The organism is Halobacillus sp., from assembly GCF_049282395.1.
GTDB lineage: Bacteria > Bacillota > Bacilli > Bacillales > Halobacillaceae > Halobacillus.
This window is the reverse complement of the sequence record NZ_JBAPTY010000403.1, coordinates 1-11,547: the sequence shown is the minus strand read 5'-3', so window position 1 is coordinate 11,547 and position 11,547 is coordinate 1. Positions and strand designations below refer to the sequence as shown.

The following is an 11,547-nucleotide window of genomic DNA, read 5'->3' as shown; positions in this document are numbered from 1 at the left end:
CCCTCCCCCACTGTCAATGGTAATCAATAGCCTACCTTGCCGTCCTTCCTTGTGGGGGAGCATGGCCCGGTTTTAGTTGCGAACGGCCCAATTACAGCCACGCACGGCCCTATCCCAGCGACGCACGGCTCTATCACAGCCGCGCACGGCTCAATCCCAGCGACGCACGGCACAATCTCAGCCACGCACGGCACAATCTCAGCCACGCACGGCACAATCATAGCCGCGCACGGCACAATCCCAGCCACGCACGGCTCAATCTCAGCCGCGCACGGCCCTATCCCAGCCACGCACGGCTCAATTACAGCAGCTGCACAAGCAGCCTCGAAGATTTTTACGGGACGATTTACTTTCCTATACAAATAGATTTCGTAACCTAGCCTCACCCAAGCGGGAGCCTAACGATAAAACCGCACAGAAGACTGGCAACTAAAAAAACAGATGCCCCGTCCGGAGCATCTGTTCCTTTACACTTATCTTCTTAAACCAACGCGGCTTGCTTTGGGCGCGCTGCTTGATAGATGGAAGGAAGTTTGGAAATGTCCATATTTCCTCCACTTACAATCACACCCGCCTGTTTACTTTCAAATTGATGTTGATGATACAGGGCTCCTGCTAATGCAGAGGCTCCCGCACCTTCCACCAGTGTTTTTTCACGTTCCAGCAAGTGAAGCATCGTTTGAGCGATTTCATGCTCTTCTACGGTGATTACCTGATCCACATACTTCTGGATACAAGGATAGGTAAGTTTTCCTTTTTCCTTGACGGCAATCCCATCAGCAATGGTAGCGACTGATGTTAATTTTTCAGGTCCATTCTTATAGAAAGAATTATAGACGCATGAAGCTTCGGCAGCCTGTACGCCGATCACCTGAATATCCGGTTTCAGCTGCTTAGCTGCAAAGGACACGCCGCTGATTAATCCGCCGCCCCCAATGGGCACAAACAGCGTATCGATGTCCGGCTGCTGCTGCAGCATTTCGACCGCAATCGTCGCTTGTCCGGCCATCACGTCATAATCGTCGAATGGATGAAGGAAAGTTGCTCCACTCTCTTTTTGTTCCAAAAGAGCAGCGGTATAAGCTTCCTGAAACGATTCTCCGGTCAATACCACCGTGGCACCATACCCTTCGGTTGCTTCTACCTTCGCACGCGGCGTCGCTTCCGGCATGAATATGCGGGCGCTGATCCCTCTTTTACGGGCGGCTACAGCGACGCCCTGGGCATGGTTGCCGGCAGAAGCGGCAATAACCCCTCGTTCAGCTTCCTCCTGTGATAAGCAGGCTACTTTATAGGAAGCTCCTCTTACTTTAAAAGCTCCTGTTTTCTGCTGGTTTTCCATCTTCAGATAGACTTGCTGACCGGCTTGCTGATTAAATGTAGAGGAGGTCTCTAACGGAGTCCGGTGCACCACTCCTTGTAATTTTTCATGAGCCTCCATCACTTTAGCTAGCGTTAAGAAATCCCCAACGTCTTCACTCCCTTTGTATTATTTTCGTATTGGTCAATTTTGTCTTCGTGGGTCAAGGTGACCGCGATTTCATCCCAGCCATTGAGTAACATTTCTTTGTGATACGGCTGGATATCAAAATTAACTTCCATTTCCCTACCATAAACGACTTGTTTTTCCAAATCAACCGATAATCCATAAATTTCATCTTCTGCTTTTTCCATTAATTTCTCTACTGCAGAATTCGGCAGCTGAATCGGCAGAATTCCATTTTTAAAGCAGTTATTATAGAAGATATCCGCAAAACTCGGAGCAATCACTACTTTAAAACCATAATCTTGAATGGCCCAGGGCGCGTGCTCCCTTGAAGAGCCGCAGCCGAAGTTTTCACCTCCCACCAGGATGGATGCGTCATTATACTTCGGATCATTCAATGAGAAATTCTCTTTCAATGAACCATCATCGTTAAAACGCCAGTTGTAAAAAAGAAACTGCCCAAACCCGGTTCGTTCAATTCGCTTCAAAAATTGCTTAGGAATAATCTGATCGGTGTCAACGTTGGATCGATTCAGTGGATAGACGATTCCGTGATGCTTTTTCAAAGGTTCCATCTGCTCACCCTCCTAAACGGTACTCATCTGTTTTCTGACGTCTACGAAGCGGCCTTCCAGTGCAGCAGCTGCTGCCATTTCAGGACTGACCAGATGGGTTCTGGCTCCATTACCCTGACGTCCTTCAAAGTTCCGGTTTGATGTTGAGGCACAGCGTTCGCCCGGCGGTACAATGTCGTCATTCATCGCGAGACACATGCTGCAGCCTGCGTCTCTCCATTCGAAACCGGCGTCTATAAATATTTTATCCAATCCTTCTTCTTCAGCTGCATGCTTCACGGATTGGGAGCCTGGTACGACCAGGGCTCTGATCCCTTCATGGACGCGGCCGCCTTTCACAATATCAGCGGCTTTTCTCAAGTCGCTGATCCTTGAGTTGGTGCAGGAACCGATAAAGACATGTTCAATAGGGATGGACTGAATGGTTTGATTCGCTTCCAGCCCCATATACTCCAGGGCACGTTCGATGCTGTCTTTTTCATCATCACTTTCGGCATCGAGTGGATCCGGTACTTGAGCGGAGACAGGTACACAATGAGAAGGATTGGTTCCCCAGGTTACCTGCGGTTCGATTTCATCGGCATGAATTTCAAGCTCCATATCGTACCGTGCGCCTGGATCAGATGCAAGGTTAAGCCACTGCTGGGCAGCTTTATCGAACTCTTCTCCCGCCGGCACATAACGTTTTCCTCTCAAGTACTCGACTGTCGTCTCATCCGGGCTGATCAATCCCGCTCTTGCGCCTGCTTCAATCGACATGTTGCATATCGTCATGCGTTCTTCCATGGACAAGTTACGGATCGCTTCGCCCGTATATTCAATCACATGACCGGTTCCAAAGCGAACACCGAAACGACCAATGACAGCAAGAATTAAGTCTTTCGCGGTTACGCCTGTACCTAACTTGCCATCGATATGAACTTGAAGCGTCTTCGGAGGCGCCTGCCAGATTGACTGGGTGGCAAGCACATGTTCCACTTCACTCGTACCGATTCCAAAAGCCAGTGCACCAAAGGCTCCGTGAGTAGAGGTGTGGCTGTCGCCGCAGACAATGGTTTTACCTGGCTGGGTTAAGCCAAGTTCCGGCCCGATAACGTGGACAATCCCTTGATCCGGATGATTAATATCGGCCAGGCTGATACCAAATTCTTCACAGTTTTCTTTAAGTGTCTCCATTTGCTTTTTGGAAATCTGATCTTTAATCACGTTCCTGTGAATGGTCGGCACGTTGTGATCCATGGTGGCATACGTCAGGTCCGGCCGGCGGACTTTCCTCCCGCTCAGGCGCAGACCCTCAAACGCCTGGGGAGAGGTGACCTCATGAATCAGATGCAAGTCGATGTAGAGGAGGTTCGGCTTCCCTTCTTCTTCATGAACGACATGCTGATCCCAAACTTTCTCAATAATTGTTTTCGGTTGACTCAATGTGTACCGCTCCCTTCTTCGAATACTACACGTAGCACCTCATGATATTTTCAGTCGTGTCACTCGTGCTTAATTGTTCAATCACTTTATTCGCAAGTTCACTTCCGCTGACCGGAATGCCCCCGCTGATGTTAAGGTCGGCTGTATGGTAGCGCGCTGCTAACACGTCCTGTACGGCTTTCTCAACTTGTTCTGCTTCTTCTTCCATTTTAAAGGAATGCTTCAGCATCATTGCAACGGATAAGATCGATGCCAGTGGGTTTGCTTTGTTTTGACCGGCGATGTCCGGTGCAGATCCGTGAACCGGTTCGTATAAGCCCAGGCCATCTTTTCGGATACTGGCCGATGGAAGCATGCCGAGGGACCCGGTTAATACAGACGCTTCGTCACTTAAAATGTCTCCGAACATGTTCTCTGTCACAATGACGTCAAAGTAAGAAGGATTCGTTACCAGCTTCATCGCTGCAGCATCGACAAGCATATGCTCAACCGTTACTTCCGGATACTCCTGCTTCTTCTCTTCAACGATCTCGCGCCACATTCGGCTCGATTCTAATACGTTTGCTTTATCCACAGAGGTCAGATGGTTTCTTCTAAGTCTGGCACTCTGGAACGCTTGTTCAACAATGCGCTCGATTTCATGTCTCGAATACGCCAGCGTATCGACGACTTCCGCGCCGTTGTTGCGCCTTTCACTCGGTTCCCCGAAATAGAGGCCTCCTGTTAATTCCCTTACGATCAGCAGATCACTTCCTGTGACGACTTCATGTTTTAAGGGGGACGCGTGGAGGAGCTGCTGGAACGCCTTTACCGGCCGCAGATTAGCGAATAGTCCCAGCTGCTTACGAATGCCGAGCAGTCCTTTTTCAGGGCGCATATGACCAGGCAGGTCATCCCATTTCGGACCGCCTACAGCTCCTAAGAATACAGCATCCGCTTTATGACAAGCTTCAATCGTATCTTCCGGTAAAGGGGTGCCGTCCTGATCAATGGCGCTTCCTCCGATATTGTGCGTTTCGAAAGTGAACGTGTGCTGATGTTGTTCAGCTATTGCTTCCAGCACGCGCTTAGCGGCTCTTGCTACTTCGGGACCGATCCCGTCTCCCGGTAAAAGTACAATGTGCTTTTTCATAACATTTCCCCCTTTATACTTGAACCTGCTTTTGAACTGGTTCCGTGTTCTTTCTATATAATGTGCGGTTTACGGCGTTTAAGAAAGCATGGGCAGATGCTTCAAGAACATCCTGAGCAGATCCGCGTCCGGAAGCTTTTACACCATCAACCGTTAGCTGCACGTGCACTTCTGCCAGTGCATCTCGTCCTCTTCCAATCGAGCTTAACTGATAATCCTGCAAATGCACGTCGGCATCGATTAAATCATCCAGCGTGTTGTAGATGGCTTCTACACTTCCGTCTCCTGTATTGGCTTTCTCGACTTCTTCGCCGTCCGGTTTGGTAAGAAGTACGGTGGCTGTCGGTCGATTGATGCTTCCGTATTGAACCTGGAAGGCTTTCAACTCGTATTTCGGCTGATCTTTGTCTTCGGTCTGCGTATCGGTCAGGATAGCAAACAAATCGTCGTCGGTGACTTCTTTCTTCTTCGCCGTCAAGTTCTTGAAGGATTCGAACGCTTCCTTCAATTTCTCATCCGTCAACTCATAGCCCATTGATTCGGCTTTCTGTTTGAAAGCGTGACGGCCGGAGTGTTTACCCATCACCATTCGGTTGGAATCGATTCCCACCATCGCTGGTGTGATGATTTCGTAAGTGGACGAGTCTTTCAGCATGCCGTCCTGGTGAATGCCGGATTCGTGAGCAAAGGCGTTACGACCGACTACTGCTTTATTACCTGGAACCATCATACCGGTCATACGGCTGACCAAATCACTCGTTCTTTTAATCTCTTTCAAAACAAGGTTCGTCTGATAATCGTAACGGTCTTTACGGATTTCAAGAGCGACTCCGATTTCCTCAAGTGCCGCGTTTCCAGCACGTTCGCCGATTCCGTTGATCGTCCCTTCGATCTGGCGTACTCCATTTTCAATAGCCGCAATCGAGTTGCTGACAGCCATTCCAAGATCGTCATGGCAGTGAGCGGAAAGAGTAGCCTTATCAATATTCGGAACGCGTTCTCTTACTTCACGGAACATGCGCCCGTATTCATCCGGCGTTGAATATCCGACCGTATCCGGAAGGTTAATCACGGAAGCGCCGGCATCAATGACTTTCTCAATGATATGAACAAGGAAATCGATATCGGTTCGGCTCGCATCCTCTGCGGACCACTGAACGTGAGGGAATTTCTCTTTCGCGTAAGATACAGCTTCTACCGCTGTTTCCACCACTTCATCTGGTGTTTTCTTAAGCTTATGCGTCATATGAATGGCTGAGGTGGCCAAGAACACGTGAAGTCTTGGTTCTGCTCCGCCTTTCAAAGCTTCCCAGGCAATGTCGATATCTTTCTTGTGAGCTCTCGCAAGCCCCGTTACTGAAACGTTTCTCACCGTGTTCGCAATCTCACGGACGGATTCAAATTCTCCCTGGGAGGAAGCAGGGAATCCTGCTTCCATAATGTCTACCCCAAGGCGTTCCAGCTGCTTCGCAATCTCCAATTTTTCCAGGCGGTCCAAGTTTACGCCAGCTGACTGTTCTCCGTCTCTAAGAGTTGTATCGAATACGTTAACGTGAGCCATGAGAGACCACTTCCTTTTCTTTAGATTGAGATTTCTTAACAAAAGGCATTAACTCTCGGAGTTCTCTACCCACCTTTTCAATTGGATGATTGCTCTCCAAGTTGTTAATAGCTTCGAATTCCGGACGATTCACTTTATTTTCAAGGATCCAGCCTTTAGCGAATTTACCGGTCTGGATATCCTGCAGTACATCTTTCATGCGGGCTTTTGTATCTTCGTTGATGACACGCGGGCCAGATACGAAGTCACCCCATTGAGCTGTATCGGAGATGGAATAACGCATGCCTTCAAGTCCGCCTTCATACATCAAGTCAACGATCAATTTCAGTTCGTGCATACATTCGAAGTACGCCACTTCCGGCTGGTAGCCTGCTTCCGTCAAGGTTTCAAATCCTGCTTTTACAAGGCTTGTTAGTCCACCGCATAGTACCGCCTGTTCACCGAATAGATCCGTTTCCGTTTCTTCCTGGAAGCTTGTTTCCAGTACGCCGGCACGGCCGCCGCCGATTCCTTTAGCATAAGCTAGCGCGATTTCTTTCGCTTCACCGGATACGTCCTGCTCGACTCCGATCAGAGCGGGTACGCCTGCGCCTTCTTCAAATGTTCTTCTTACAAGGTGTCCCGGCCCTTTTGGAGCTACCAGGAATACATCGACATTTGATGGAGGCACTACCTGGTTAAAGTGAACGTTGAAGCCGTGTGCGAATGCAAGAGCTGCATTTTCTTTCAAGTTCGGCTTAATGGATTCTTCGAAAACAGTCGGCTGGTGTTCATCTGGTAAAAGAACCATAACTACGTCTGCGTCTGCTACAGCGTCCGCTACTTCTTTTACTTCCAGTCCATCCTGTTCCGCTTTATCCCAGGACTTCCCTTTTCTTAGTCCAACGACAACGTTATGACCGCTTTCCTTTAAGTTCTGTGCGTGAGCGTGGCCTTGTGAGCCATAGCCTACAACGGCAACCTTCTTTTTTTGTAGAACCTCATCTTGGATATCATTGTGGTAGTAAACATGTGCCATTTAAAATCTTCCTTTCTGTAATAGAGTAATTAGTTTAATAGAGAATAAGATTTTACTTCTGCTTGTTGAGGCTGATTTCCTCGTTTGAAGGCGGTTAAGCCGGTTCTTGCAAGCTCTTTAACACCATAAGGTCGTAAGAGTTCAATCAGCGCATCGACCTTATCGGACTTTCCTGTAACCTGAACCGTGACGCTTTCTTTACTTACGTCTATAATCGTAGCGCGGAACGGTTCGATGATGCCCTGGATTTCACTTCGTATCTGCGGGTTGCTGATTACTTTGACCAGGGCAAGTTCCCGGGCGACAATCGCATTGTCTGTAATATCGGAAACCTTCAGGACATCAATCTGTTTATTCAGCTGCTTCGTCAGCTGTTCCAATTTGCGGTTATCTTCCACATCGACCACGAACGTCATTTTGGAAACGCCCTCTGTCTCGGTGCGGCCGACAGATATACTTTCAATGTTGAACTGCCGCTTAGCCAGCAGCCCTGTTACTCGGTTTAATACGCCGCTGCGATTATGAACGATCGCAGTAACAATCCTTTTCATGGTTTCACCCCGATCATTTCGTGAAGTCCTTTACCTGGTGCGATCATTGGATACACATTTTCACTTTGAAGTACTCGGCAATCTACAACGGCCGGCTTATCATCGGCAAGGATGTCCGGAAGTACCTCTTCAAGTGTTTTCGGTGAGTCAATGAAGTAACCAGGAATCTGATAACTTTCCGCAAGTTTTACAAAGTCAGGCTGCGTGTTAATGATGGAGGAAGAGTAACGACCGTCGTAAAACTTCTCCTGCCACTGACGGACCATGCCGAGAGCCTGATTATTCACAATGATGACTTTCACTGGCAAGCCGCGTTCCTGAAGAACAGACAGCTCTTGAAGCGTCATCTGGAAACCGCCGTCCCCTACGATAGCAACACAAGTGGATTCCATATCCGCAAGCTGTGCGCCGATCGCTGCCGGAAAACCATATCCCATGGTTCCAAGGCCGCCTGACGTTACCCAGCGGTTCGGCTCATCAAAATGATAATATTGAGCCGCCCACATCTGATGCTGTCCAACGTCGGTTGTTACAACGGCTTCGCCGCGTGTATAGTCATATACTTTTTTGACCAGCCACTGAGGGACAATATCTTTATCTTTCTGGTGGTACCAAAGTGGATAGTCCGCTTTACGCGCCCAGCTCTGATCCAGCCATTCCTTATGATCAAGGCTTGTTACTTCTTTGTTATTTAACGCCTTCAATGCAGCCTTGGCATCGGATACGATCGGGATCGATGTCGGAACGTTTTTCCCGATTTCTGCCGGGTCTATATCAACGTGAGCTACTTTGGCCGTCGGTGCAAAATGCTTCAAGTTTCCTGTCAGACGATCATCAAAGCGGGCCCCAATGTTAATAAGAAGGTCACATTCGTAAAGAGCCATATTCGCGGCGTACGTTCCATGCATGCCTCCCATGCCCAGCGACAATCGATCGCTGCCTGGATAACTGCCTAGGCCAAGCAAGGTAGATACAACCGGGATTTCATAGTTCCTTACGAACGTTCTAAGTTCTTCCGAAGCTCCCGCATGGATAATACCTGAACCAGTTAAAATAACGGGTTTCTTCGCCTGCGTTAACGCTTCGTGAAGCTTCGTGATCTGGAGTGGATTCGGTTTCAGCGTCGGTTGATAGCCCGGAAGATGAAAGTGATGAACAACATCCTTTGCATACACTTCCGAAGAAATGTCTTTCGGTATATCAACAACTACTGGTCCCGGACGCCCGGTAGTGGCAATGTGAAAGGCTTCTTTCACAATACGCGGAAGCTCCTCGATATTTTGAACCTGGTAGTTGTGTTTCGTAATCGGGGTCGTGATGCCCATGATGTCTGACTCCTGGAAAGCGTCTGTTCCAATGACTCCTTTAGCCACCTGGCCTGTAAAAACAACGAGCGGGATGGAGTCCATCATCGCATCAGCGATGCCGGTTACGAGATTGGTAGCCCCCGGACCGGAAGTACCGATTACAACACCTGCACGGTTCGCTACTCGAGCATATCCCTCAGCTGCGTGAATCGCTCCCTGTTCGTGACGGGGTAGAACGTGATCAAAGCTTCCTTCTGCACGGTAGATGGCGTCATAAATTGGGAGTACGGCACCTCCCGGGTAACCAAATAAAGTATCGACACCTTGTTCAATCAAGGATTCAACTAGCAAATCTGCTCCTGTCTTTGTGGCGGTCTGCTCTTTCACACTTGCCTCTGCCTTCATTTTTTAATCCCTCCTTAGAGTATTTAGAAAATCATTGCGGCCAATCTGTTTCACTATTATTAAAATAAAAAAGACCTTTTCATCCTCACTTCCTCAAATACACGTCGGTATAAGGAAAGAGAGGGGTGAAAAGGTCTATTACTTTCACGGTACCACCCTCGTTTTCGTGAAGCGTATACGCTTCACCTCAGGGAGTTCTCTTAGAACTCCTTTTGATAACAGGTGCGAATAAAAGCACCTGGTTCCGCCTACTAGTAAACCGTTCAGCGCGAACACTCAGGGATGATGTCAGAATAAGATGTATTTCCGGGCTTCCAGCAACCCCGGCTCTCTGTGAATACAAGAACTTATTCTTTTATTCCCGTCTTCGTATTAGTCTTTATTAAGTTTTTAAGTCTAGCTTACTTGAACTTTATCTTTGTTGTAGACTTTATAACCGTCTGTAGTCGTAATCTTTCGGAATTCAGAGAGCAGGTGATTGGTTATGACACCTGGCTTTCCATCCCCTACAGGACGTTGATCCACTTCTACTACTGCGATGACTTCTGCTGCTGTGCCTGTTAGAAATACTTCATCAGCTACATACACATCATGGCGAGTAAATGGCTGTTCTTTCATTTCGTAGCCTTTTTCTTTGGCAAGATCAATGATGGCGTTTCTTGTAATGCCTTCCAGCGCCCCTAAATAAGTAGGCGGTGTATAGATGGTGCTGTTTTTTACGATAAAGATATTGTCTGCTGAGCCTTCTGTTACGTAGCCTTGATCGTTCATCATCAGGGCTTCGTCTACTCCAGCCTGATTTGCTTCCATTTTCACTAGAATATTATTTAAATAGTTTAATGATTTCACTTGAGGCGGAAGTACATCCGGACGGTTTCGTCTGCTGGAAACCGATGCGAGCCTTACCCCGCGCTCATAAAGTTCTTTCGGAAACAAAGCAAGTGCTTCAGCAATGACAACCACTCTTGGATTTGAACAACTGGAAGGGTCTAAACCGAGATTACCCATTCCACGGGAGACAACCACTCGAATGTAGGCTGTTTCCAGCTCGTTCTTGCGGACGGTTTCAGCAATAATCTCTTTCATCTCCTCCTTCTCATAAGGCATTTGAAGCATGATTGATTTTGCTGAATCATAGAGGCGGTTTAAGTGTTCATCTAATTTGAAGATGTTGCCTTCGTAGACACGAATACCTTCGAATACCCCATCTCCATATAAGAAACCGTGATCGTAAACGGATACGACGGCCTCATTCTTATTTACATATTCGCCGCTTAAATAAATCCATTGGCTGCTCATCCTTAGCACTCCTTTCTTTTCTATATTTAATGTTTGAAACGATAGATTTATGAAGGAAAAAAATAGTGGACCCTGACACAAAAGTTACATTCATTTTTATGCTCAGGGTCCCATGGGGGTCCTTCCACATGATCAACCTTCGTTGGCGTTTCAGAGAATTACCGGTGAAGTTGATTGAGGACTACTTTAAACGGATTTCGCGAGAAGGTCAACAGGTTTTGAGTAAATTTTCTGAACACTTAGATTATTACCTGTAAAAGTTAAGCGCTTACACGCTTGTATGCCATGTGTTATGCGCGTTCAACTGCTCTTTCTTTTTTTCTTTTTTATCTTAATTTTTGCATTTATCTTTACTCTTCTGGCAATCATCCGATGAAATAAAAGAGTGGATATCGCTTCGTTTTATTAGGTATTTTATAACGGATAATTTTAACCACTAATGATAAGCTTACATTTCCAATTATTGGACTAAACAGGAGTCTTAAAGCTCCCATAGGAGGAATACATAAATGAATATTAAAAATCTCTCTCTATTTAACGAATGCTTCGGTTCTGTCGAAGGAGAAACAAAAAACTTGGATAACGCTCATTTGTCTCAGCTGCAATCCAGTTCCCTGAATTTTGAATCTAAGGTTCCGCAGCTTGAGTACATGTGTTTAATGATGGAAAATATGGTTCTTATGAAAAAGTTAAAAGGAAACGTATATGCCGGGTTCCAGAAATTGTCGCGGGCCAAAAACGTGTTGGACCGATTCCATGCCATGACCGAATATTCGAATGTTTACATT

Annotated in this window: 9 protein-coding genes and 1 pseudogene; 1 reads left to right on the top strand and 9 read right to left on the bottom strand. The window is 47.2% G+C overall.

The window, feature by feature from the left end; all coding sequences use genetic code 11:
• Positions 1-481: 481 nt before the first annotated feature.
• The 9 genes from ilvA to ilvE all read right to left on the bottom strand — a co-directional run bounded on the left by ilvA (position 482) and on the right by ilvE (position 10,759).
• Positions 482-1,441 (bottom strand): threonine ammonia-lyase, encoded by a 960-nt coding sequence (gene ilvA, locus WAM07_RS16920; RefSeq protein ID WP_014642818.1) that lies wholly within the window; start codon positions 1,439-1,441, stop codon positions 482-484.
• Between the two features lie 14 nt (positions 1,442-1,455).
• Positions 1,456-2,061: a 3-isopropylmalate dehydratase small subunit gene (gene leuD, locus WAM07_RS16915; RefSeq protein WP_422168579.1), complete on the bottom strand. Its 606-nt coding sequence runs from the start codon at positions 2,059-2,061 to the stop codon at positions 1,456-1,458.
• 12 nt (positions 2,062-2,073) lie between these two features.
• Complete coding sequence (leuC, locus tag WAM07_RS16910; RefSeq protein ID WP_422168578.1) at positions 2,074-3,486, bottom strand: 3-isopropylmalate dehydratase large subunit; 1,413 nt, start codon at positions 3,484-3,486, stop codon at positions 2,074-2,076.
• 25 nt (positions 3,487-3,511) lie between these two features.
• The gene (leuB, locus tag WAM07_RS16905; RefSeq protein WP_422168577.1) at positions 3,512-4,618 is read right to left on the bottom strand and encodes a 3-isopropylmalate dehydrogenase; all 1,107 of its coding nucleotides are present in this window, start codon (positions 4,616-4,618) and stop codon (positions 3,512-3,514) included.
• Between the two features lie 13 nt (positions 4,619-4,631).
• Positions 4,632-6,179: a 2-isopropylmalate synthase gene (locus WAM07_RS16900; RefSeq protein ID WP_422168576.1), complete on the bottom strand. Its 1,548-nt coding sequence runs from the start codon at positions 6,177-6,179 to the stop codon at positions 4,632-4,634.
• Complete coding sequence (gene ilvC / locus WAM07_RS16895; protein ID WP_422168575.1) at positions 6,166-7,197, bottom strand: ketol-acid reductoisomerase; 1,032 nt, start codon at positions 7,195-7,197, stop codon at positions 6,166-6,168. Before ilvC ends, WAM07_RS16900 begins: the two co-directional genes overlap by 14 nt.
• A gap of 29 nt (positions 7,198-7,226) precedes the next feature.
• On the bottom strand, positions 7,227-7,748 hold the full coding sequence (gene ilvN / locus WAM07_RS16890) for an acetolactate synthase small subunit (protein ID WP_014642812.1): 522 nt from the start codon (positions 7,746-7,748) through the stop codon (positions 7,227-7,229).
• Positions 7,745-9,460, bottom strand: a complete 1,716-nt coding sequence (ilvB, locus tag WAM07_RS16885) for a biosynthetic-type acetolactate synthase large subunit (RefSeq protein WP_422168574.1) — start codon at positions 9,458-9,460, stop codon at positions 7,745-7,747. The genes ilvN and ilvB overlap by 4 nt, the downstream gene beginning before the upstream one ends.
• A gap of 396 nt (positions 9,461-9,856) precedes the next feature.
• Positions 9,857-10,759: a branched-chain-amino-acid transaminase gene (gene ilvE, locus WAM07_RS16880; protein WP_224894715.1), complete on the bottom strand. Its 903-nt coding sequence runs from the start codon at positions 10,757-10,759 to the stop codon at positions 9,857-9,859.
• A gap of 509 nt (positions 10,760-11,268) precedes the next feature.
• On the opposite strand from ilvE, the pseudogene WAM07_RS16875 reads away from it, so the two are divergent.
• A pseudogene (locus tag WAM07_RS16875) lies at positions 11,269-11,547 on the top strand (histidine kinase); the annotation flags it as partial.

Excerpts from the sequence above, each read along its gene's own strand:
- ilvA (WP_014642818.1), bottom strand. The coding sequence starts at position 1,441 with ATGGAGGCTCATGAAAAATTACAAGGAGTGGTGCACCGGACTCCGTTA.
- leuD (WP_422168579.1), bottom strand. The coding sequence starts at position 2,061 with ATGGAACCTTTGAAAAAGCATCACGGAATCGTCTATCCACTGAATCGA.
- leuB (WP_422168577.1), bottom strand. The coding sequence starts at position 4,618 with ATGAAAAAGCACATTGTACTTTTACCGGGAGACGGGATCGGTCCCGAA.
- WAM07_RS16900 (WP_422168576.1), bottom strand. The coding sequence starts at position 6,179 with ATGGCTCACGTTAACGTATTCGATACAACTCTTAGAGACGGAGAACAG.
- ilvC (WP_422168575.1), bottom strand. The coding sequence starts at position 7,197 with ATGGCACATGTTTACTACCACAATGATATCCAAGATGAGGTTCTACAA.
- ilvN (WP_014642812.1), bottom strand. The coding sequence starts at position 7,748 with ATGAAAAGGATTGTTACTGCGATCGTTCATAATCGCAGCGGCGTATTA.
- ilvB (WP_422168574.1), bottom strand. The coding sequence starts at position 9,460 with ATGAAGGCAGAGGCAAGTGTGAAAGAGCAGACCGCCACAAAGACAGGA.
- ilvE (WP_224894715.1), bottom strand. The coding sequence starts at position 10,759 with ATGAGCAGCCAATGGATTTATTTAAGCGGCGAATATGTAAATAAGAAT.